The 21,706-nt window shown below is 70.6% G+C and carries 20 protein-coding genes; 15 read left to right on the top strand and 5 right to left on the bottom strand.

All coding sequences use genetic code 11. The features are described 5' to 3' along the window. Genes AC07DO_RS31965 through AC07DO_RS31950 form a run of 4 tightly spaced genes read left to right on the top strand, consistent with a single transcriptional unit; the run spans position 1 to position 3,278 of the window. A complete protein-coding gene (locus AC07DO_RS31965) occupies positions 1-849 on the top strand; it encodes an ATP-grasp domain-containing protein (protein WP_479064563.1) in 849 nt (282 codons plus the stop codon). Continuing rightward, complete coding sequence (gene argC, locus AC07DO_RS31960) at positions 846-1,901, top strand: N-acetyl-gamma-glutamyl-phosphate reductase (protein ID WP_479064561.1); 1,056 nt, start codon at positions 846-848, stop codon at positions 1,899-1,901. Before AC07DO_RS31965 ends, argC begins: the two co-directional genes overlap by 4 nt. Next, on the top strand, positions 1,898-2,701 hold the full coding sequence (locus AC07DO_RS31955; RefSeq protein WP_479064559.1) for an amino acid kinase family protein: 804 nt from the start codon (positions 1,898-1,900) through the stop codon (positions 2,699-2,701). Before argC ends, AC07DO_RS31955 begins: the two co-directional genes overlap by 4 nt. Positions 2,702-2,714: 13 nt before the next feature. Further along, complete coding sequence (locus AC07DO_RS31950; RefSeq protein WP_479064557.1) at positions 2,715-3,278, top strand: glutamine amidotransferase-related protein; 564 nt, start codon at positions 2,715-2,717, stop codon at positions 3,276-3,278. Here AC07DO_RS31950 and AC07DO_RS31945 read toward each other — a convergent pair. Further along, positions 3,259-4,248: an NAD-dependent epimerase/dehydratase family protein gene (locus AC07DO_RS31945; protein ID WP_479064555.1), complete on the bottom strand. Its 990-nt coding sequence runs from the start codon at positions 4,246-4,248 to the stop codon at positions 3,259-3,261. The genes AC07DO_RS31950 and AC07DO_RS31945 overlap by 20 nt on opposite strands. A gap of 130 nt (positions 4,249-4,378) precedes the next feature. On the opposite strand from AC07DO_RS31945, the gene AC07DO_RS31940 reads away from it, so the two are divergent. From AC07DO_RS31940 to AC07DO_RS31900, 9 genes are all read left to right on the top strand, one after another. Next, entirely contained in the window at positions 4,379-5,110 is a 732-nt protein-coding gene (locus AC07DO_RS31940; protein WP_479064553.1) for a TetR/AcrR family transcriptional regulator, read from the top strand. Positions 5,111-5,263: 153 nt separating this feature from the next. After that, on the top strand, positions 5,264-6,817 hold the full coding sequence (locus AC07DO_RS31935) for a hypothetical protein (RefSeq protein WP_479064552.1): 1,554 nt from the start codon (positions 5,264-5,266) through the stop codon (positions 6,815-6,817). Between the two features lie 249 nt (positions 6,818-7,066). Continuing rightward, positions 7,067-8,266, top strand: a complete 1,200-nt coding sequence (locus AC07DO_RS31930; protein WP_479064896.1) for a cytochrome P450 family protein — start codon at positions 7,067-7,069, stop codon at positions 8,264-8,266. 230 nt (positions 8,267-8,496) lie between these two features. Further along, entirely contained in the window at positions 8,497-9,450 is a 954-nt protein-coding gene (locus AC07DO_RS31925) for a phosphatidylglycerol lysyltransferase domain-containing protein (RefSeq protein ID WP_479064550.1), read from the top strand. 115 nt (positions 9,451-9,565) lie between these two features. Continuing rightward, positions 9,566-10,369 carry a polysaccharide deacetylase family protein gene (locus AC07DO_RS31920; RefSeq protein ID WP_479064548.1) on the top strand — a complete coding sequence of 268 codons (804 nt, stop codon included), beginning with the start codon at positions 9,566-9,568 and terminating at the stop codon, positions 10,367-10,369. A 316-nt stretch (positions 10,370-10,685) separates the two neighbouring features. Continuing rightward, positions 10,686-11,540 (top strand): universal stress protein, encoded by an 855-nt coding sequence (locus tag AC07DO_RS31915; protein ID WP_479064546.1) that lies wholly within the window; start codon positions 10,686-10,688, stop codon positions 11,538-11,540. A gap of 152 nt (positions 11,541-11,692) precedes the next feature. Further along, positions 11,693-12,184 (top strand): Gmad2 immunoglobulin-like domain-containing protein, encoded by a 492-nt coding sequence (locus AC07DO_RS31910; protein WP_479064544.1) that lies wholly within the window; start codon positions 11,693-11,695, stop codon positions 12,182-12,184. Positions 12,185-12,310: 126 nt separating this feature from the next. Next, positions 12,311-12,775 carry a Crp/Fnr family transcriptional regulator gene (locus AC07DO_RS31905; RefSeq protein WP_479064543.1) on the top strand — a complete coding sequence of 155 codons (465 nt, stop codon included), beginning with the start codon at positions 12,311-12,313 and terminating at the stop codon, positions 12,773-12,775. Between the two features lie 153 nt (positions 12,776-12,928). After that, the gene (locus tag AC07DO_RS31900; RefSeq protein ID WP_479064541.1) at positions 12,929-13,630 is read left to right on the top strand and encodes a response regulator; all 702 of its coding nucleotides are present in this window, start codon (positions 12,929-12,931) and stop codon (positions 13,628-13,630) included. Here AC07DO_RS31900 and AC07DO_RS31895 read toward each other — a convergent pair whose 3' ends face one another. From AC07DO_RS31895 to AC07DO_RS31885, 3 genes are all read right to left on the bottom strand, one after another. Next, positions 13,631-15,361 carry a sensor histidine kinase gene (locus tag AC07DO_RS31895; RefSeq protein ID WP_479064539.1) on the bottom strand — a complete coding sequence of 577 codons (1,731 nt, stop codon included), beginning with the start codon at positions 15,359-15,361 and terminating at the stop codon, positions 13,631-13,633. 94 nt (positions 15,362-15,455) lie between these two features. Beyond that, positions 15,456-16,313 (bottom strand): hypothetical protein, encoded by an 858-nt coding sequence (locus tag AC07DO_RS31890; RefSeq protein WP_479064537.1) that lies wholly within the window; start codon positions 16,311-16,313, stop codon positions 15,456-15,458. Further along, positions 16,310-16,696: a hypothetical protein gene (locus AC07DO_RS31885; RefSeq protein WP_479064535.1), complete on the bottom strand. Its 387-nt coding sequence runs from the start codon at positions 16,694-16,696 to the stop codon at positions 16,310-16,312. Before AC07DO_RS31885 ends, AC07DO_RS31890 begins: the two co-directional genes overlap by 4 nt. Positions 16,697-17,285: 589 nt before the next feature. Here AC07DO_RS31885 and AC07DO_RS31880 point away from each other — a divergent pair. Continuing rightward, complete coding sequence (locus AC07DO_RS31880) at positions 17,286-18,722, top strand: PP2C family protein-serine/threonine phosphatase (protein WP_479064533.1); 1,437 nt, start codon at positions 17,286-17,288, stop codon at positions 18,720-18,722. A 37-nt stretch (positions 18,723-18,759) separates the two neighbouring features. Here the strand turns inward: AC07DO_RS31880 and AC07DO_RS31875 are convergent, their stop codons facing one another. Further along, positions 18,760-20,247: a DNA-binding protein NsdB gene (locus tag AC07DO_RS31875; protein ID WP_479064531.1), complete on the bottom strand. Its 1,488-nt coding sequence runs from the start codon at positions 20,245-20,247 to the stop codon at positions 18,760-18,762. A gap of 235 nt (positions 20,248-20,482) precedes the next feature. Here AC07DO_RS31875 and AC07DO_RS31870 point away from each other — a divergent pair, with 235 nt between their 5' ends. Beyond that, positions 20,483-21,670, top strand: a complete 1,188-nt coding sequence (locus tag AC07DO_RS31870) for an aminoglycoside phosphotransferase family protein (protein ID WP_479064529.1) — start codon at positions 20,483-20,485, stop codon at positions 21,668-21,670. The last annotated feature ends 36 nt before the right edge of the window (positions 21,671-21,706 follow it).

Here is a 21,706-nt window from a genome sequence, read left to right as displayed (position 1 = left end):
ATGAAGAGGCGCGTCGGCGTCGTCGCGGACCGCATCGGCTGGGAGGAGCGCCGGCTGATCGTCGCGGGCACCGCGTTCGGCCTGGACCTGGAATGGGTCAACGACGAGTCGATGTGCCTCGGGCAGCCGGACGCCCCGTCGCCTGCCCGCTACGACGCGATGCTGGTGCGCAGCCGCAGCTACACCCGCGGTGGGCTCATCGCCACGCTCACCGAGGCCGGCGGCGTGCGCACGCTGAACTCCGCGCCCACCATCAGCACCTGCCAGAACAAGGCTGCTCTGCGCACCGTGCTGCGTGCGGCCGGCGTCCCCGTCCCCGACTTCCGACTCGTGCTCTCCCGGCGGGATTTCGAGCGCAGTCTGCAAGAACTGCCGCTCCCGCTGGTCCTCAAACCCGTGTTCGGCGGCATGGGGAAGCGGGTCACCCTGCTACGGCACGCGGACACCGCTTCGTCTGTGTACGACTACGTCGAGGACCTCGGGCACGCCTTCGAGCAGGCGTGCCTGGTGGAGCCGTATCTGGGCGGCACATCGGTGCGCTGCCTGATCGTGGGCGACGAGCTGCTGGGAGCCGTGGAATTCACCGGTGACGCCGCCGACTGGCGGACCAACGCGGCGTCCGGCAACCTGACCCGCCCCCTCCCCGCCGACAGGGAACTGCGCGAGACCCTCGACGCCGTGGTGGCCGTGCTCGGGCCGGGAATCCACGGGGTCGATCTCTTCCGCACCCCGCACGGCTACGTGGTCAACGAGGTCAACCACGCCCCGGGGTTCCGGGCAGTGGCCCTGGCGACCGAGGCGGACATCCCCTCGGCCGTCGCACGCCACGTACGGGAGGTCCTCACATGATCCGTGCGGGCGTCATCGGCGCCTCCGGGTTCGTCGGAGGCGAACTCATCAGACTGCTCAGCCTGCATCCCGAGCTGGAACCGGTCTTCCTCGGCGGGTCCTCCAGCATCGGCAGGCGGGCCGGTGAACTCCACCCGGGCCTGCGGATGAGCCCCGACCTCGTCGTCCGCCCCGTCACCGAGGACATCGCCGACCGGCTCGACGTGGTCTTCCTCGCCACGCCCGCGCCGGTCTCCGCGCGACTCGTCACCATGCTCGCCGATCGGATTCCGCTCGTCGTCGACCTCAGCGGCGCCTTCCGCATTCGCACGCGGCAACTCCACGACCGCTGGTACCCGGACGTGCGGCGCGGCCCCGGCCTCCTGGACCGCTTCGTGTACGGAGTACCGGAACTGATCGGTGAGCAGTTGACGGATGCCGCGCTCGTCTCCCTCCCCGGCTGCTACGCGACGGCGATCACCCTGGCCCTGGCACCCCTCGCCCTCGGCATGCGTCTGCCGATGACGAGGGTGGTCGTGGATGCCAAGGGCGGCTCCAGCGGCAGCGGTCTGCACCTGCGGGCCTCGGGCCTGCACCCGCTGCGCAGCGGCGCCATCGCGCCGTACGCCCCGACCGGGCACCGTCACGCGGCGGAGGTCACCGACTTCTTCCGGCGGACCCGGCCCGGTTCCATCGGCTCCCTGAGCATGTCGGCGTACGGCGTGGCCACCGTGCGCGGACTGCTCGCGAGCCTCTACGTGTTCACCGACCAGAGGGTCGAACAGCGCGAACTGCACCGGGCCTACCTGCGCTTCTACAAGGGGCACCCGTTCATCCGCCCGCGGTCCCACACCGAGACACGTATCCCGGTCCCTGATCCACATGCGGTACTGGGCTCCAACTTCTGCGACATCACCGCACTCGTCGACGAGGAAGGCGACCGCATCGTCGTCCTCGCCGCGCTCGACAACCTCGTCAAGGGCGCCGCGGGTCAGGCGGTGCAAGCCGCGAACCGGAGGTTCGGGCTCGCCGAGGAGACGGGGCTGACGATGCAGCCGGTGATGCCCGCGTGAGCGCGCCGCCGCACAGGGCACCGGCCCTCGTCGTCAAGATCGGCGGCAGTTGCCTCGCCCTCCTCGACGAACACTGGTGGGACGACCTTGCGCGACAGGGGCGGGAACGGCCTCTGATCCTCGTCCACGGCTGGTCGCGCCCGTTGCGGCAGTTCGCTCCCCGGCACCGCGAACCGTCCGCGGTTCTGCGCGATCGGTACGGCAATCAGAGCCGCTGGACCACTCCCGAGGTCCTCGCCGACATCAAGGTCGTCAGTTCCACGCTGAGCGAGGAGATCCTGCACCGACTGACAGGTCGCGGCCTCACCGCGGAGTGGCTGCTCGGCAGCGACGATCTGATCGGCGCGGGTCCGGGAGAGCACTTGTGGTGGCAGGGCAAGCGCCTCGTCGAGCTGAGGAATCTGGTCGGCCCGCCGACGCGCGTCAACGCCGTGCGGCTCGGTCGCACAGAGCCGGGTCATGTCTCTCTGGTGACACCGCTGGCACGCGACCCGGAAGGGCAAGAGGTCAACACGGACGCCGACCGGGCCGCGGCGGCCCTTGCCGGAGCTGTGGGCGCCGCCGACCTCGCCCTGGTCACCGACGTGCCTCACCTGCTCATCGGTGGTGAGCCGGTCCGGCGCCTCACCGCGCAGAGCGCGATCGGACGTGACGGCAGGGAGGTCACCGGCGGCATGCGCAAGAAGCTACGAGCCGCCTGCGAAGCCCTGGCTCTCGGCGTGGACCGGGTCGTCATCGGCGACGCGACCGTCACGGAGCTGCTCACCGACCGGACGGGAACGGTCGTCGGACGAGTCTGAGGAGGCCCACGACGTGTCACGTCCACTCGTCCTGGTCGTCGACAACGGAACGCTCTCGCTCCCTCAACTATGCCGACGTCTGGAGGAGTTGGGGTCGGCCACGGCCATCGTGGAAACACGCCGCGTCACGCCCCGGCTGGCATCCCGCTACCGGGCGGTGGTGCTGAGCGGCACGAAGGTACGGGCCCATGAGCGCGCGCACTACGCGCCCCTCGTCGATCTCGTCCAGAACGCCGACGTCCCCGTGCTGGGCATCTGCGGCGGCATGCACGTCATCGCCGTCGCCGCGGGCGGCCGTCTCTCGCCCGGGCCTCAGAGGGTCGGTCGCAGTGAAGTACGGGTCGACGCTCAGGAACCGCTCTTCGCCCATGTGCAACCGGTCGTGACCCTTTTCCAGCGCCACACCCTGTACCTGCGCGAGGCGCCGCCGGGCTTCCGCACCATCGGCCGGTCCGCGCAGGCGTCCGTGGAGTTCCTCAGGTCGGACGACGGCAGGCTCATCGGGTCCCAGGCCCACCTGGAGTACCGGGCCCACGGGCGGGAGATCCTGCGGGGCTTCATGCAGCTGTACCGGTAGTGCCGTTCCGGTGCGGCCAGCGTTGCGTGGCGAGGAAGTCGCTGTACCAGGCGATGGTGTCGTCGAGCGTGCAGTCGAGAGCGACGGGCTTGAGGCCGAACGTCTCCTGGATCGCTGACGAATCCATGACCTGCGGTTCGGTGTGCTGGTAGAACAGCTCGGCGTAGGAGTCCATGAAGACCTGGTCGAACGGGCCGAAGGGCACGGGCTCCGGTTCGATGGCCAGGGCCAGCGGCTGCCCGACCTTCTCCTCGATGAGCTGGAAGACCTCCCGGGTGGTGAGGGCGGGCGCGGTGGGCAGGTGCCAGACGCGGCCGTCGCCGTCCGGGTGCTCACCGAGGGTGGCGAGGCCCGCGGCCACGTTGCGGATGTCGGTGTAGCTGTGCGGCAGGTCGATGTCGCCGAGGCCGTACACCTCGGTGCCGGTCAGGGCGCCGGGGAAGACGGCGCCGCCGAGGGTGGAGTTGAGGACGTGGGGGCCGACGAAGTCGGCAGAGCGGCCCAGGACGACGCGGGCGCGGCCCTCCCGGTGTGCGGCCAGGTACTTCTCGTCCAGCGCGGCACGCATCCTGCCCTTCGCACCGGCCGCCTGCCACGCGGTGTCCTCGGTCATCACCCGACCGTGGGTCTCGCCATACGGATAGAGGGTGTCGAGCACGACCAGGCGGGCGCCCTCGGCCTCGACCGCGCCGAGCACCGCGTCCTGGATGCCGGGCATGACGTCGACTTGGAGGTGGTAGGCCACGTTGACGCAGTGGTAGACGACGGCGGCGCCCTTGATCGCGGCCCGGGCGCCGTCGACGGTGCCCACGTCGCCCTTCACCCGGGTGACGCCCTTGGGAGCACGGCCGCCGCCGGAACGGTCGACGAGGCGGACCTCGTGCCCGCGGCGGGCCAGCTCGTCGGCCAGCGTTGCACCTGCCGGGCCGGCCCCCAGGACTATGTGCAGGTCAGATGAGGTGACGGACATGATCCACATCCATTCGGAAGCTTCGGGAACCACTCATTTCTGTTACACACTATAACTATCGCGATAGTGCGGTGCAATGAAGCGTCGCGAACGCGACAGGCTGTAACATCCGTTCTCGGAGGTAGGCCGCATGACATCGAGCTCGACACCGAATCCGACATCCCGGACCCGCACCCCACGGGAGCGGTACCGCGATCAGACGCGTGCGGAGATCAAGCAGATCGCCGTGGGCCAGCTCGCCGCCGGGGGTACGGAGGCCGTGGCGCTGCTGCGCATCGCCAAGGAGATCGGCATGTCCGGGCCGGCCCTCTACCGCTACTTCGCCAGCCGCGACGACCTGCTCACCGAACTGGTCGTCGACGCCTACCAGGCGGTCGCGGCCGAAATCCGGGCCGTCGACATCTCGGCCGACGGGCGAACGGCACTGTACGCGCTGGCAACGGCCTTCCGTGCCTGGGCCGTGGCACAGCCACACCTCTACCTGCTCATCCAAGGCACCCCGGTCCCGGGCTTTCGCGCGCCGGACGAGACCGTGGCGCATGCCCGCGCCGTCCTGGGTCCGTTCCTGCCCGTTTTCGCAAAAGGACGGCCGTCGGGCTCCGTCGAACCGCTCGTGGACGAGTTCAGCCGCTGGCTGCGGGACGACACGGCGGTGGCGGCGTGGGTGCGGCAGTGGACCGGACTGTCGTCCGAAGAGTCCGCGGCGGCCGTCGCGTTGACCGGCGCCCTCACCGCCTGGCCCGCACTGCACGGCACCGTGAGCCTTGAAGCGGCCGGCCAGTTCACCGGCATGGGCCACCGGCCGGCGACACTGCTCACCGCACAGGTCGACATGCTGGCCGACTCGTTCCAACTGGCGTAAGAGCCCGTTCCCCCACCCCGTCCTCCGCCGCGCGGAGCACCGAGTTTTACGTATCCCCCGCTCGCGAGGTCCCGCCCCGACCCGGGCTGCGCTATGCAGGAACAGGCCCCACGAGGGCACAGCCGGTGCGCCGTGGCGGGCCAGGGGGGCATCATGGACGGTTCCGTACGCCGTCGGGAGCCACGGGTACCCGAGACCGACCCCACGGTGGGGGTCACTGTGCAGGCCGACCGGCAGGGAGAGCCGAGGCACCGGCTGGTCGCGATCGGGGATTCCCTGACGCAGGGGTTCCAGAGCCTGGCGATCTTCAACACCGGACTGTCGTATCCGGCGATCGTCGCCCACGAGCTGGGGTGCGCCGAGCGGTTCCGATATCCCCTCTACGACGGGATGGGCGGGCTGCCCTTCAACATCGAGCTGCTCCTGCGTGACCTCGAAGCCTCTTACGGGCGGACCGTGGACCTGTGGGAGACGCCGTTCGCGCTGATCCGGGCCCGGGGTCTCATGGACCGGGTGGAGGACTACTGGGAGCGGGGGCCCGGCCTGGCGGTGCCGTCCACGACGGCCGTCATGCACAATCTCGCGGTCTTCGGATGGGACTTGAGGGACGCGCTCTCGAAATCGGCGGCCGAGTGCGAGGACCGGATCGAGGCGCCCGAGGACGACCTGATCAAGCAGCTCGTCAAGAACGCGTGCGAGCGCGCCGCCCTCCGGGTGCTGCCCACGCAGCCCGCGGCGGCGAAGTCGCTGACCCAACTGGGCGCCGCGGCCCGGCTCGGGGAGGACACCGACGGGACCGGTTCGGAGCACGGGATCGAGACCCTGGTCGTCTTCCTCGGTGCGAACAACGCGCTGAAGGCCGTGACCGAACTCAACGTCGTCTGGAGCGAGGACGGGTACGACGACCTGTCCCGCAAAGGAGACTTCACCGTCTGGCAGCCCCAGCACTTCGCGGCCGAACTGCGGCAGGTGGCCGCCGAGATCGCCGGGATCAGGGCGCGGCACGTCATATGGTGCACGGTCCCGCACGTCACCGTCGCGCCGATAGCGCGCGGCGTCGACGACAAGGTCGCGAGGGGTTCGCGGTACTACCCGTATTACACCCGCCCGTGGATCAGCAACGACGACTTCGACCCCCGCCGGGACCCGAAGATCACAGCTGACGAGGCGCGGCAGGTCGACGAGGCCATCGACGACTACAACGACGCGATCACGGCGGCAGTCCGCGACGGCCGACGTTCGGGCAAGGACTGGTACCTGCTGGAGACCTGCGGGTTGCTGGACCGCCTCGCGTCCCGCCGGTACGCCGAGGACGAGGCGGCTCAGCCATCGTGGTGGCGGCCGTACGCCCTGCCGCCGGCCCTGGCAGGACTGACGCCGCCCCCGAACTCCCACTTCCTCGCCGGTGCGGCGGAACGGCGTACCGACGGCGGTCTGTTCTCGCTCGACGGGGTCCACCCGACGACGGTCGGATACGGCATCCTCGCCCAGGAAGTGATCAATGTGATGCGGCTGGCCGGCGTCCGGTTCTTCCGTCCCGACGGAGAGACCCTCCGCGAGGACCCGGTGCACGTCGACTTCGAGCGTCTCATCCGGAACGACACGCTGGTCAGCCGTCCGCCGGGGAACCTGGACTCGACGCTGCGCGTCATCGGCTGGGCCGACGAGGCACTGGACCTGTTCCGGCGCGTCTTGACCGCCTTCTAAAAGGGTCTCAGGGTGGAGCGGGTCCCGGAGTGTGGGGCGACCTCAAGGCTGAGCGGGCCTCAAGGCTGAGCGGCCCAGGGCCGGTGGGCCTCAAAGCTGAGCGGGCCTCATGGTTGAGCCACGATCCGGACGGACGACGCACCTTCAGATCCACTCCACGCACTCCCCTCCCCCCTTTGGAGAGCCCCGTTGGACACCCCACCGCCGAGCAACGTCCCCTCCCCGCAGCGGCCCGTACCGGCGCACCGCATGGACCCGTCCGGCGGCTGCCCGCACGCGGCCAACGCCCGGCTGCTGGGCCGGGGCGCCGTCGCTCCCGTGGTCCTGCCCGGCGAGGTGGCAGGCATGGTGGTGCTCGGGCACGACGCGCTCCGGGAGTTCCTCTCCCACCCCGATGTCGCCAAGAACGCGCTGCACTTCACCGCCCTGAGGTCGGGCGGGATACCGGACGGCTGGCCGCTCAAGACCTTCGCCACGGTGCAGGGCATGACCACGGCGGACGGTGCCGACCACCGGCGCCTGCGGTCGCTGGTGAGCCGGGCGTTCACCGCGCGCCGCGTGGCGGAACTCGGTCCGCGCATCGCCGCGTTGACGTCCCGACTGCTCGACGAACTCGACCGGGCGGCTGCCGACGGCGACGGAACCGTGGACCTGCGCGCACACTTCGCGCTGCCGCTGCCGATGGGCGTCATCTGCGAACTGCTCGGCGTCGATGCCGTGCACCACGACCGCCTGCACCACCTCTCCAACCACATCGTCTCCACGGACATCGGCCCCGAACAGGCCCTGGCCGCCAACCGGGAGATGGTGGACGTGCTGGGTGACATCGTGGCCGTCCGCACGGAGCACCCCCGCGACGACCTCACGTCCGCGCTGATCGCCGCCCGCGAGGAGAACGGCGACCGGCTCGGCCCGCACGAGCTGCTCGGCACCCTGATGCTCATGATCATCGCCGGGCACGAGACGACGCTGAACCTGATCACGAATGCGGTACGCGCCCTGTGCACGCACCGCGACCAGCTCGACCTGGTCACGTCGGGCCGGGCGAGCTGGGCGGACGTGGTCGAGGAGACGCTGCGGTGGGACAGCCCCGTCAGCTACTTCCCGTTCCGCTACCCGACCCGGGACCTGACGCTGGACGGCACCGTCATCCCCCGGGGCACCCCCGTGCTCGCCGGGTACTCCGCCGCGGGCCGCGACCCGAAAGCCCACGGCCCCGACGCCGACCGGTTCGCCCTCACCCGCACCGCCCGCCACCTCTCCCTCGGCCACGGCGCGCACTACTGCCTGGGCGCCCCACTGGCCCGCCTGGAGGCCACCGTCGCCCTCGAGCAGCTCTTCGCCCGCTTTCCCCGGCTGGACCTCGCCGTACCGGACGCCGAACTGCCGCGCCACGCCTCGTTCGTGGGCAACAGCGTGCGGCGGCTGCCCGTTCGGCTGCGCGGCTGAGTCCGCCGGTCGACTCCGTGCCGTAGCCGCCCCGCGGTGGCGCTTTCCACGACCCGCGCCCGTTGGAATATGACGCACGCATGTCACTCAACCGGGCTAGGCCCGCATGACGGGCCCGTGGAGGCGATGGGTAACTGGAACGGGGCCGCCACACGTGACGAGGCGAGGTTCCCCTGATGAGTACTGCGAGTACTGCTGATGTCAGTCCTATCGAGCCTGCGGATCAAGCCGTGTACCGCGCGTTCTTCCAGGCGGACCGGGGAACCGAGACCTACGGGAACAGCTGGAGCTATGTCACGCAGGCGTGCCGCGGTCTGGGACGCGGTTACAAGTACTTCGACGGCCGCACACTGGTCAGCATCGGTCTGCACCGCGGGCATTACGTACTTGTCCGCCCGGTGGGAGAAGCCGTTGTCCCCGTGGTCAGGACTCTGGTGGCGTGGCTGGCCGAACGGTCCGGACGCCCCGTCTACACCAAGCACACGGCGCTCGCCGACGCCGGATCACTGCTGCAGCACGCGGGTTTCGTACCGATGACGCAATACCCCTGGGCGGCCGAAGCACCCCAGGACGACGCCTCGTTCCCCGAAGTCGTCGTCGAGCTACGGGAACTCACCGGGGACGCCCTCATGGCGCCGGCGAACAGCAAACTGCGCAGGAGATGCAACCGGTTCCGCAACGATGCCCGAGGAGGGACGATCAGCGTGCGCGCCTGTCGCGGATTGCCTCCGGCGGACTGGGTCGACGCCGTACGGGCCGTGGTCACGCAATGGGCAGCCGAACGGCGTGTACCCGCCGACGCGTACGTGAACATGCTGGCGCACCCCGCCGAAGACGCTCATCCCTATGTGTTGACCCTGGACGGGAAAGCGCGCGGCTTCTACCTCTTCGAACCCATCGGTGAGGGGACCGTGGGATGTTACGCGAATCTCTGTGTCTGCGGAGACAGGCCCGGGCTCACCGAGACGGGGCTGTACGCGACACTCGAGGACCTGCAGGAACGCGGTGTGCAGCGCGTGAACCTGGGAGGTTCCGAGCAGCTTTCTCTGCACCGGTACAAGCTCAAGTTCGGCGGCGAACGCCCTCCGGTGACGGCGAACCTGGCAACGCTGCCGACGGAGGCTCCCGGACGGGCGCCCCTCACCGGGGCCGGCGCCGCCGCAGCGGAGCAGACCCCGTGGTGAACGGCGTGGTCGGCTCCCTGCGCCGGGCCGCCCGCCCGTGACACGGCCCGCTGCCCGGTGCGTCGCGTGGCCGCGGCGTACCGCTGCCGGTGACTGGCTGAACGGCGCGTCTGCCGTGGTCATCCTGACCATCGACGTGGAAGCCGAGGCCCCGATCCTCGCCCACGGCGACCGCTACCTGCACCACCTGGGCACCATGTCCCACCAGGCCTACGGGCCCCGCGTAGGCGTACCGCGCCTCCTGGACCTGCTCAACGTCTACCGCCTGCCGGCGACCTTCTTCATCCCCGGCACCACCGCCGTGCGCTGGCCCGGCGTCGTGGAGTCCGTCGCCGCGGCAGGACACGAGATCGCCCTGCACGGCTTCACTCACCGCTCACCGGTTCACCTCACGCCCACCGAACAGCGCCGGGAACTCGAACTCGGCCTGGACACCCTCACGAGCTTCGGCCTCGCCCCGGCCGGATACCGCGCCCCGAACTGGCAGATGACCCGCCACACCCTCGACCTCCTGGGCGAGTTCGGGCTGCGCTACGACTCCTCCCTGATGGATGACGACCGCCCGTACGCCATGCGGGCCAACGGAGTGACCCTGGCCGAACTGCCGGTGCACTGGCTCCTGGACGACTGGGAGCAGTACGCGTACCTGCCCGAGCCCGACATCGGCCACCTCATCGAAACGCCGTCCAAGGTCCTCGACCTGTGGACCGCGGAACTGGCCGCCATGCGCCGGCACGGCTGTCTCTGCGTCCTGACCGTCCACCCCTTCCTCATCGGGCGTCCCTCCCGCCTCCGCGCCCTGGAGCAGTTCATCCAATTCGCGCTGCGCCACGACGACGTCCGCTTCGCACGAGCCGACCAGGTAGCCGGCCTGGTCCTGGCTGGAACGCCTTCGGCCCGCGGGCGGGCCATCTCGTAGGTGGCCAGGCCCGAAACGGCGCTGGCGCTCGCTGGGCCCCGGGGCCTCGGCCTCGCACATCAGCAGGTCCGTCTCGGAGATCGCCGAACGTCCCGCAACGGGGCCGGTTCGCCCCTCCCCCGCCGGCTTCGCCGGTGCGATGGTCCGAGGGCGAGCCCTACGGGGGGCATGTCGCAAGGCGGCGCGGTCAGCGATGTCCGCCCACCCCTAGGTCACGGTCTGCACCATGCGGCCCGTCCAGTGGCTTTCGTCCCCCACGGCTGACCGCCCGCCCGGCCGACTCCTCTCCACCCGACGCACCGCGAGGGTAGGCATCATGACCGACCGACAACTCATCACCGCAGGCATCGACGGCTCGGCCGAAAGTCTGGCCGCCGCCGGGTGGGCCGCACACGAGGCGCTGCTCCGCGGCCTGCCGCTGCACCTCGTCCACGCCTTCGACGAGCCGTCGGAGCGAACCCGTCTGCCTGAGGTCGAAGTCCCCTTCCACCGCGAGAGCGGTGCGCTCGACCGCGCCGTACTCCGGCTCTCCTCCGCACACCCCGCTCTTGGGATCCTCGACGAACAAGTCACCGCGCCACCGGTCGAGGCTCTGGTGCGAGCAGCGGAGTCCTCCAGCCTGCTCGTGCTGGGCTCGCGCGGTTTCGGCGCGTTCGCCGGTGCTCTCGTCGGCTCGGTCGCCCTGGCCGTCACGGCCCGGGCCTCCTGTCCCGTAACCCTGGTGCGCGTCGGCAAGGACGCCGAAGGCAGCGGCCCGGGCGCACCCGCCGGCCCGCTCGGGCCGGTGGTGCTCGGCCTCGATCCGGGGCGCCCCTGTGACGAAGTGATCGAGTTCGCCTTCCTCACGGCCGCCCTCCACGGCGTGCCGCTGCACGTCGTCCACACGTGGGCGGTTCCCTTGGTGCCCAGTGCCTCCGCGACGGACCCCGCGGCACCGAAGTCACGTCTGCTCGCGGCCACGCTCACTCCGTGGAGGAGGAAGTATCCCGGGGCACACGTCTCGGAGCGGCTCGAGCACGGTCTGGCACGCCACCACCTCGTCAAGGCGGCCGCGGACGCGGGACTGCTGGTGGTCGGCCGCCGCGCCTCGGCCGGAGAACACCTCGGCCCGACGGTGCACGCGGCCATCCACCACGCCAAGTGCCCGGTCGCCGTCGTGCCGCACACCTGACGGCACCCGTCAACACGTCGAATCCGGGCGCCGGGTGCCGTGGCTCCGACCGGAGGCGCTGACGCTGTCCGAAAGGTGGGCTTGTGCACCGTCGTGCCAGGAGTTGAGTGGACAGGAACAGCAGCGCACCGCCTCGTGGTCAGGAGAGTTCGATGACGAACCGCATCGACCAGCCTCGCAAACTCGACCTGGTGGGGAACCCGATCCACCTGGGCGGCATCGGCACCGGATACGAGGCCACGCTCAACTACCGCGTGGGGGACGGCCACGACGAGGTGACGGGGCACTTCCAGGTGGGCGGAGGCACCGGTGAGCACGGCCAGTTCCACGTCGCCGTCGACGTCGCGCGCGCGGCGTTCAAGTCCGACCAGCTCCTGGTCCAGGTCTTCGAGGTCAGTCCCAAGGACGGCAGCGAGGTACACGTCGTCACCCTCCCGGTCATCTACGGCCCGCGCATCAAACCCGGCTACTACGGCTACCGGGAGCACAAGGTCGTCAGGGGCGACACGCTCTCCGCGCTGGCGAAGACCTACTACGGGGACGCTTCCCACTTCACGTACATCGTGCGCGCCAACCCCGACCAGATCACCAACCCGGACAAGATCACGCCCGGACAGGTGCTGCGCATCCCCATCGGTTCCTGAACCGTCCGCCCGGGGAGGCCGGGGGGCCGAGTGGACCGGTCCGGGGCCAAGTGGCCCCTGGTCCCGCAGCAGCCACGGGAGCACGCTACAAGTGACCGACCCGCTCCCACGCTCTGGAGGTACGTCATGAGCGCGCCCCCCTCGCACAGCATGCTGCGGGCACTGCCCACTGAGCACCGGCAGCGGCTGATGCGGTTTGCCGTCGAGGTGTCCATCCCGCAGGGAACGCGGCTCTTCGAGGAAGGCGGGCGCGCCGACCGGTTCTGGATCATCCGCACCGGCTCGATCGCTCTCGACATGCACGTGCCCGGCCGTAGGGCAGCAGTCATCGAGACCCTCGGCCACAATCAACTCCTCGGCTGGTCGTGGTTGTTCACTCCGCATTCCTGGCACCTGGGTGCCGAGGCGTTGACGCCGGTCCGGGCGTACGAGTTCGATGCGGCCACGGTTCTGGCGGCGTGCCAGGACGATCCGGAACTGAGCGTGACGGTCACCCGGTGGGTGGGCGACGTCGTGGCCCACCGGCTGCGTTCGGCCCGTACCCGGCTGCTGGACCTGTACGCCCCGTACGGCAGCGGCGGCGCCCGCTGAGCCGAGTTCGAGCGAGTGGCCCGGTCGGCCCTGGTGCGCAAGTCCCGGGCGGGCGATGATCGTTGTCAGGGGCAGCCCGGACAGCGGCCGCCAGGAGAACGAGGACTCGTCGTGATGGAGCGAGCGAGGCCTCGTCGTGATTGAGGGATCGCCGTGATTGAGGGACGCATCTTTACGGAGCAGGAACCGATCAGAGTCTTCCTGCTGGACGATCACGAGGTCGTACGACGCGGCCTGTGCGACCTGCTGGACGCGGAGCCGGACATCTCGGTGGTCGGGGACGCCGAGAACGTCGAGCACGCACTCGTCCGCGGTCCGGCCCTGCGACCGCACGTGGCCGTCCTGGACGTACGCCTCCCGGACGGCGACGGGATCACGGTCTGCCGGGAGCTGCGCAGCCATATGCCCGGTCTCGCCGTGCTGATGCTGACGTCGTTCGACGACGAGGACGCCCTGCTCGACGCGATCATGGCCGGAGCCAGTGGCTACGTACTCAAACAGATCAAGGGAGCCGACCTGGTGTCGGCCGTGCGTACCGTCGCCTCCGGCCAGTCCATGCTCGACCCGGAGACGACGGCCCGGCTCATGCGCTCCCTGCGCGCGGACCCCGCCGGCACACCGTCGGCGGCTCCGGAGCTGGCGCGCCTGTCGCCGCGGGAGCGGGACGTCCTCGCGCTGATCGGCGAGGGGCTCACCAACCGAGAGATCGGCAAGAGCCTCTACCTCTCCGAGAAGACCGTGAAGAACCACATCTCACGGCTGCTGTCGAAACTGGGCGTACAGCGCCGGGTCCAGGCCGCGGTCCTGGTCTCCCAACTCGAACGCCCCGCGTCCGTCGAGCGCCGTCCCGGCTGACTACCGCTTCGAGCGTGCCGGCACCCGCCAGACCAACCGCGTGCCACCGCCCTCGGGTCGTTCCCCGAGGGTGAGCGTGCCGCCGAGCGCCGAGGCGCGCTCCTCCAGGTTCTTCAGACCGCTGCGGGCGACACCGACGGGCAGACCGCGGCCGTCATCCGTCACCGTGACCGCCAACTCACCTTCAACACAGCGCAGATGAACATCCACGGACCGCGCTCCGGAGTGCCGGGCCACGTTGCTGAGCGCTTCGCCCACCACGGCGAGGGCATGGTCGGCGACCTCATGGTCGACATCGGTCTCGACGAGGCCCTCGATGCGCAGGGCGGGAGCGAAGCCGAGCAGGTTCACCGAGGCGTGCACGGCACTCGAGACCCGTTCTCGCAGGCCGCGGGCGCCCGTGGTCCCGGCGGTGTGCGACCGGAGGCCGAAGATGGTCGACCTGATGATTTTGATGGTGTCGTCGAGGTCGTCGACGGTCCGCGACAGTCGCGCGACCGCTTCGGGGTGGTCGACGAAGCGCTGGGTGCTCTGCAGGGTCATGCCGGCGGCGAAGAGCCGCTGGATCGCCAGGTCGTGCAGGTCGCGCGCGATGCGGTCACGGTCCTGGAGCAGGGCGATCTGTTCGGCGTCGCGGCGCCGTTCGGCGAGCTCGAGCGCCAGCGCCGCCTGGCCGGCAAAGCCGAGCAGGGGCCCGGTGTCCGCGTCGACGAACTGTGCGCGGCCCGCCAGACGCCCCAGCAGGAGCACACCATGTCCTTTGCCGCCCGAGCCCAGCGGCACCGCGACGACCGGACCGAGCCCCGTCCAGGGCGGCTCCCCCGCTCCGATGCGGACGTCGTTCGCGATGTCCGCGCTCACCACGGGTTCCGCGGCGGAGAGCGCGGCACCGACGAATTCGTCCTGCGCGGACAGCACGAGACCGGTGCGCGGCTCCGCGTCCACGCCGACCGCGAACATCGGCTGCAATGCGGCTGCCCCGGGCACGTACTCCGCGATCATGCCCACGTCCGCTGCGGCGATCACCCGCGCCTGCTCGACGATCAGCCCCAGTACGTCGGCGCTCGGCGCCCCGGACATCAGGGTGTTGGTCACCTCGGAGCTGGCACGCAGCCAGCGTTCCCGGAGTCTGGCCTCCTCGTAGAGCCGCGCGTTCTCGATCGCCACTCCGGCGGCCACGGCGAGCGTGGAGAGCACCGCCTCGTCCTCCGCGTCGAACTCGTCCGCTCCGCGCTTCTCGGTGAGGTACAGGTTTCCGAACACCGTGTCGCGCACCCGGATGGGGACGCCGAGAAAGGAGTGCATCGGCGGGTGGTGGTCCGGGAAGCCGTACGAAGCCGGATGCTCCGCGAGTTCGCGGAGCCGCAGTGGTTCCGGATGCCTGATCAGCTCGCCGAGGATGCCGTGGCCGCTGGGGAGCGCACCGATCCGCGCACGTCTCTCCTCGTCGATGCCGACGGTCAGGAACTCGGACAGCCGCCGATCGCCCGCGATCACCCCGAGAGCCCCGTACTCGGCGTCCACCAGCACCACGGCGGCCTCGACGATACGCCGCAACACCTGCGGAAGATCCAGCTCCCGCCCGACCGACAGGACCGCCTCCAGCAGGCTGCGGACCCGGTCCTGCATGCCCCGAGCGGCGTCGATCCGTACCTGCAGCTCGTCCAGCAGTTCGTCCAACCGCAGCCTGGGCAACTGCTGACCGGAGGCCCCCCGATCCTCGCCCCTCATTACTTCCTCCGACCGGTTCAGGCAGACAAGAGCCAGCAGACGAACACCCCGCGTTCGTCACCCTAGTCAACCGATCGGGCACGGACGCAGGCAGCTACTCGGAGCGGTCGTACGTCGTCCTGTTGCCGCTCCCGCCGCCCCCGCCGCTCCCGCCGCTGACGACGCGCCGCAGCCTGTCCTTGGTCACCAAGGTCAGTTCCGAGGGACTGCCGGCCTCGCACATCGAGGCCGGTTTCGCCACGATCGGCGTCGATCCGCTCAGCCGGACGGCGCCGGGCGTGACGGAGTCGAGCCGCGCTGCGAAGACGCAGCGATAGTCGCTCCCGTTGTCCGTCGGCCCGACCGCCGTCAGGGTCATGACCGTCTCGTCCACGAAGCCCTGTCGGATCACCATCTTCCGTGTGTGGCGGCCTGCTGCGGTCTCGAGCTCCCCCTTCCAGGTCCCGAGGTACTCGCTCGGGATCACGCCCGTCTGCGTGATCGTCGCGGTCACCTGGGGTGCCTGACCCGCCGGGCCCTCTCCGGTCATACGAGTGCCCTCGAAATAGAAATACGCCCCGGACACGGTGGCCCCTACGGCGGCCGCCGTGACCATGGCGAGTCCAAAGCGCGGTATGCGTGGCCCGGCCGCCCGGCCGCGTTCGCGGTCCGGGCGTCGGCCACCGTCCCGGCGCCCCTCGGGCACGCCGAGAGCCACCGGGGCGAACGTCACCAACGGAAGTCGCTCCGACTGTGGGCTCTCACCAGCACGCCCGGCACCCGTGTCCTGCGCGAGTCTCTGCGCCGTCACTGCCGGACGCAGGCGGTCGGCACGGACACCGATGACCGCGGCCGCGGCCCTGCGCGCCAGCGTGAGGCGCCGCACAGGAGGCAGAGCGGGAGCGCGGTCGGCGCGGCGGCCGATTCCGATGGTGGCCGCGGCGGCACGACGGAGCAGCGTGGGCCGGGTCATTCGACGCCCCTCGGGCCCGCGGTCGGCCGCCGAGGGGCGGCCGGCCCGTTCGGCGGCCCGGTCGCCGGTGGCTCGGGCTCCTGCGCCTGGAAGCCCCGCAACGCCTGGGGGCTGCCTATGACGACCTCCGCCAGCCTGGTGTGCTTCAGCTGGACGAGGATCAACGGCGCCGACGCTCCGACCGCGAAGGTGGCGAAGCCCCCACTGACCTGGCCCGAGGCCGCCATGAGTGCCGCTACTCCGGCTCCCATCACGATGTGCACCACGGCTGCGACGCTCTCGCCCGCGACGTCGTAGAACGCGCTGAACGCGGGCGGTGCTTCTTCGGTCCCGGGCTGCTCGGCGAGCCGGAACTCCTGCCGCCTCAGAAGCCATTCGGACATGCAGTCGTATGCGTGCACGATTCCGCGTACCGCTCCGCCTGCCGCGCCGAGCAGCAATAAACCCGCAGTGTCCACGTATCCCTCGCCTATGCAGAGAGACTCAGACGGTCAATACAAAAGGCTACGGACAGCGACATCGCACGAGAAGAGGAACACTCGAACCAGAAGCCCTGCGCACCCATCGCATTCCCGAGGGGTCAAATCGCGCCGTTCTGACACCCTCAACGGACCTGTGTCGTACGGGAGTTCGCGTCCAAGACGGCGCGGGACCGTCGACAGGCGCGCGGCACGGAGCCGCCACGGCCCACGCGGGCACCACACGTGCCCACTCACCCCTGGCTCCCCACCGGAGTCCCACATTCCGCGACGCACCTCTACACCGTCTTCACTCTTTCCCTCTAGACTTCCGCACCCGGGTACGCGTATCCGCAGGACATAGGCATATGCCAGAAGCACCACCGCATCGTGTGTTGCCAAATCCCTTACGGCCCACCCCCTGCTGTGCGAAAGTCGTTAGCGGTCCACCACCCGTCAAGTTGGTCGCACCGCACCTTCAACGGAGTCGCACCGCACCTCAACGGAGCACCTCATGCCGTCCCATGTCTTTGCGGACCACGCAGCCGCCCAGCCGCCCGAGCGCGGCACGGTCGATGCGCTGATCTCGCAGACGCGCCGGCTCCGCGTCGACGTCGACGCCGTGCGGCGCGACGCCGTGGCGGACCGCGGGGACCCGGCGGGACGCTGGCAGCGAGCCCTGTGCGACCTGGCGGTCCTTCAGCTCAACGACCTCGACGACCATCTGGCCCAGCTGCGGGACGGCCCGCCGCGGACAGGCGAGGAGCCCGCGGCGCCGGTCGTCCCCGAGTCCACCGAGCCGGGCCGGGGCTCACTCCTCAGCCGGGTGGGCAGCGCCGAGTGGAACCTGCTCACCGACGAGGTGACCTGGTCCGCCGAGCTCTACGACATCCTCGGCCGCGACCCCGCCGCTCCCCCGCTCTCCCTCGACGAGTTCCCCTGCCTCGTGCACCCCGACGACCAGCCCCAGCTGACGTCGATGGTCACGGACTGCCTCATCGACGGAAAACCCATCGACGACGAGTTCCGCATCCTGCGCTCCGACGGCCGCGAACGCCAAGTGCACATGATGGGTGAACCCGTGCTGGCCACCGACGGATCCACCGCCTCCATGTGGGCGGTCCTGCGGGACGTCAGCGAACTGCGCCGCAGCCAGCGCGTCGTGCGCGAGAGCCGCGACTCGCTCCAGCGCCACCACGACATCGCGCAGACCGAGCACCGCCTCGCCGTCGCCCTGCAAGAAGCGGTCCTGCCGCCGGGGCGCGGCTCCCTGCGGCTGCCGAACGGCGGACCGGGACGGCTCGACCTCGCCGCCCAGTACCTCCCCTCCGCGACCAGCGCGCTCATCGGCGGAGACTGGTACGACGCGATGGAACTGCCCGACGGTGAATCCCTGCTGAGCGTCGGCGACCTCACCGGGCACGGCGTCGCCGTCACCTCCGGCATGGCGATGCTGCTCGGCGCGCTGCGCGGCATGGCGGTCGCCGGAGCGCAGCCCGGCCATCTCGCGGAACCCGGCCGGATCATGGGCTGGCTGAACCAGTTGCTGGATGCCACGGTCCAGCCCGCCCTCGGCAGCGCCGTCTGCTGCCGCTTCGATCCCACCACGCACCTACTCACCTGGGCACAGGCCGGGCACCCCGCCCCGCTGCTGTTCCGCGACGGGGCAGGGCGCGCGCTCACGCCACCGCACGGCGTGCTCCTCGGCGCGACCTCCGGCGCGGCGTACGAGCAGGCCGACGAGCAACTGCGGCCCGGAGACCTGTTGCTGCTGCACACCGACGGTCTGGTGCCGCGGCGCGACAGGGACACGGCGACGGGCCTGCTGCTCTCCCTCGCGTCCCGTTTCGCCGGGGCGCGCACGGCACAGGACTGCGTACGGACCGTCGTCGAGGAAATCGGCGAGGCACCTCGTGAGGACGACGCCTGCCTGTTGGTCGCGCGAGTCTGACCTTCCGGCCGCGCGATGTCTCATCCGCTCCGGTGAGCTACGCCCTGGCTGTCCTCCCCCTGGCACCCTTCGGCAGTGCGAACTTGATCTCCTCTCGGAGGTCCTGGATCTTCGGGTAGCCCGCGTACTGCGCGGTCAGCCGGTACATCTCGCGCAGCCGGTCCCAGGTGCGGTGCGAGGAGTTCGCCCGCATCGACACCAGCGCCAACCGCGCGTACCTGTCGGCCTGTTCGGGGTCATCGGCGATGAAGCAGGCCGACGCGAGTGAGATGTAGTCGAAGATCTGCGAACGGTCGCGGTTCTTGGCCCGCAGCTCGATCGCCTCCTTCGCGTGCCGCTGCGCGGCGTTGGCCGCGGATGCCTCATGATCGGCGAGGGTGCGGTAGGCCAGGGCCTGCATGCCGTGCAGATCCGCCTCGTCGAACATCTGCATCCAGCTCGGCGGCGGCACATCCCCCTTGTCGGACACGAAGAGGTCCTCGGCGAGACCGAGCGTGCGCCGCATCGCCTGGCCGCGCCCCATGGACGCGTGCGCCCAGGCCTCGATGGTGTACAGCATCGCCCGGGTGCGGGGCAGCGCCTCCTCGCCCGCCCCCGACTGGGCGAGCTTCATCAGGTCCAGGGCGTCGTCCGGTTTGCCGAGGTGCACCATCTGGCGCGCGGCCCGCGACAGTGCTTCACCGGCGCGCGGCCGGTCGCCGCCCTCGCGTGCGGCGTGCGCGGCGATGACGAAGTACTTCTGCGCCGTGGGCTCGAGGCCGACGTCGTGCGACATCCATCCCGCGAGCACGGCGAGGTTGGCGGCGACGCCCCACAGGCGCCGCTGGAGGTGATCGGGGTGCCGGTAGGCGAGCATGCCGCCCACCTCATTGAGCTGACCCACCACGGCCTTGCGCTGCAACCCGCCTCCCCGGGCCGCGTCCCAGGCGCGGAACACTTCGACGGAGCGCTCCAGTTCCTCGATCTCCTGGGACCCGATGGGAGCGGCCTCGTAGCGGTCGAGCCCCGCGGGGTCGACGTGCAAGGGGTCTCCGGTACGGGGGGCGTCGGCCTTGAGGGCCGGATCGGTGTGCAGCCAGTCGTGCATGGCGCTGCTGAGTGCGGAGCCTGCGGCAAGCGCAGCGCCCGCGCCCACCAAGCCGCGTCGGTTGAGCATGAGGTCCATTCCCGTGAATTCGGTGAGGACCGCGGCCGTCCGCTCGGGCGCCCACGGCACGCCGTCGGGGTGCTCCACACTCCCGTCGCCACGCCGCTTCCCTGCGCGCCCGTGCCGGACCAGACCCAGATCCTCAGTGGTCACGACACGGCCGAGACGCTCGGTGAACAGAACAGCCAGCACCCGCGGCACCGGATCGCGCGGGATCTCTCCCATGTCGATCCACCGCCGCACCCGCGAGGTGTCGGTGGCCAGCTGGGGGTGGCCCATGGCCGCCGCCTGCCGGTTCACCAGTCTCGCGAGCTCCCCCTTCGACCAGCCGGCCAGGCCGAACAGGTCCGACAGGCGGGTGTTGGGTTGTCCGTTCACGTCAAGCCCCCAGGTTCTCGGCTGAGTTGACAGTAACCCTCTGTCAGTTGCTGAGCGACTATTCGCCAGGGTTCGCCAGGGTGCGCCACATGGTGTGCCAGGGGACGGCGGGTGTCAGGTAGGAGTGCGCCACCCCGACCCGGTCGCCGCAAGGCACTCCCCAGGGTGCACCCGAAAGTGATCGGGCCGGGAGGCGCACGCAACTCGCAGGCACACGAAGGGATCTGTATCGCCCATGTACGCAGCATCGTCCTCCGTGTCCGCCCCGCCCCGGCCGCTGCACCCGCGCCCTCCGGTCCACCGGAGCCGCGAGGTGACCCCGTCGTCGGGGAACGGCCCCTATCTGGAGCCTGTGCGCCCCGCGGGCGCACCGCTGGGCGCCGGCCGCACGCCCCGCATGCCGGGGGCCGGCACGCAAACGCTCAGCGGGAGACTCGACTTGTCCGGCCCCCAGGGGGCGCAACTGCGCACCGCGATCGCTTCGGTGCACCGCATCTGCCCCGAGTTCAATCCGGTGCAGGTGCTCCGCAGAAGCGGTCGCACCGTGCTGCTCGTCGGCACGGCGGGACGCAGCACCGCGGTCGCCAAGTGTCTGCTGGACCACTCGCCCGGCTGGGCGGAGCGGATCAGGCACGAAATAGCGGTATACCGCTCGTTCGTCCGGCACCGCCCGCCGGTCCGGGCGCCGCGGCTCATCGCGGCCGATCCGGACGACTGCACGCTGGTGATCGAGCGGATGCCCGGACGGGTGGCGGCCCTGCACCGGCACCCCATCGAGTCCCCGCCGCGTCCGGACATCCGGGCGGCGCTCGGCTCCATCTGCCGCCTCAACCAGTGGCGGCCGCCGTCCGAGATGTTCGGCAAGCCGATGGACTACGGCAAGCGCGTCACCCGCTTCCACGAGCTGGGCCTGCTGACGGACCGCGACATGGGCGACCTGCAGAAGCTGCTGCACGGCATCGCGCACTCCGTCGCACATCAGGGGAACGGTCACCAGTCGATGTGGCAGTTCTGCCACGGTGACGCCCTGCTGTCGAACATCCTCCTCTCTCCTCCGGGGCCGGTCCTCGTCGACTGGGAGCACGCCGGCTGGTATCTGCCGGGGTACGACCTGGCGACCCTGTGGTCGGTGCTCGGTGACGCCCCGGTGGCCCGGCGCGAGATCAGTCAGCTGGCGCAGGCCTCGGGTCCGGCGGCGCGCGACGCGTTCCTGGTGAACCTGATGCTGGTCCTGACCCGGGAGATCCGTACGTACGAAACGGCCGTGCAGCGTTCGATGCACGACGCGGCCCCGGCGGCACCGGGCCCGGCCCACCCCGGTGCTGCGCCGTCCGGCGAGGAACAGCGGCTGCTGCTGAGGCGGCTGCACGACGACTGCCAGCTGGCCCGCAGGGCCGTGCGTGCGGCGGTCGGCACTCGCTGACGGGGAGACAGGTCCGCGGTGCGCTTTGGACAGGGG

This window comes from Streptomyces sp. NPDC045678 (assembly GCF_056432085.1).
This window is presented reverse-complemented; position numbering and strand designations above follow the sequence as displayed.

Bases quoted from the DNA above. Each gene is read 5' to 3' on its own strand.
- AC07DO_RS31945 (WP_479064555.1), bottom strand. From the start codon at position 4,248: ATGTCCGTCACCTCATCTGACCTGCACATAGTCCTGGGGGCCGGCCCG.
- AC07DO_RS31910 (WP_479064544.1), top strand. From the start codon at position 11,693: ATGACGAACCGCATCGACCAGCCTCGCAAACTCGACCTGGTGGGGAAC.
- argC (WP_479064561.1), top strand. From the start codon at position 846: ATGATCCGTGCGGGCGTCATCGGCGCCTCCGGGTTCGTCGGAGGCGAA.
- AC07DO_RS31935 (WP_479064552.1), top strand. From the start codon at position 5,264: ATGGACGGTTCCGTACGCCGTCGGGAGCCACGGGTACCCGAGACCGAC.
- AC07DO_RS31880 (WP_479064533.1), top strand. From the start codon at position 17,286: ATGCCGTCCCATGTCTTTGCGGACCACGCAGCCGCCCAGCCGCCCGAG.
- AC07DO_RS31895 (WP_479064539.1), bottom strand. From the start codon at position 15,361: ATGAGGGGCGAGGATCGGGGGGCCTCCGGTCAGCAGTTGCCCAGGCTG.
- AC07DO_RS31965 (WP_479064563.1), top strand. From the start codon at position 1: ATGAAGAGGCGCGTCGGCGTCGTCGCGGACCGCATCGGCTGGGAGGAG.
- AC07DO_RS31915 (WP_479064546.1), top strand. From the start codon at position 10,686: ATGACCGACCGACAACTCATCACCGCAGGCATCGACGGCTCGGCCGAA.
- AC07DO_RS31885 (WP_479064535.1), bottom strand. From the start codon at position 16,696: ATGTCCGAATGGCTTCTGAGGCGGCAGGAGTTCCGGCTCGCCGAGCAG.
- AC07DO_RS31930 (WP_479064896.1), top strand. From the start codon at position 7,067: ATGGACCCGTCCGGCGGCTGCCCGCACGCGGCCAACGCCCGGCTGCTG.
- AC07DO_RS31905 (WP_479064543.1), top strand. From the start codon at position 12,311: ATGAGCGCGCCCCCCTCGCACAGCATGCTGCGGGCACTGCCCACTGAG.
- AC07DO_RS31890 (WP_479064537.1), bottom strand. From the start codon at position 16,313: ATGACCCGGCCCACGCTGCTCCGTCGTGCCGCCGCGGCCACCATCGGA.
- AC07DO_RS31940 (WP_479064553.1), top strand. From the start codon at position 4,379: ATGACATCGAGCTCGACACCGAATCCGACATCCCGGACCCGCACCCCA.
- AC07DO_RS31870 (WP_479064529.1), top strand. From the start codon at position 20,483: ATGTACGCAGCATCGTCCTCCGTGTCCGCCCCGCCCCGGCCGCTGCAC.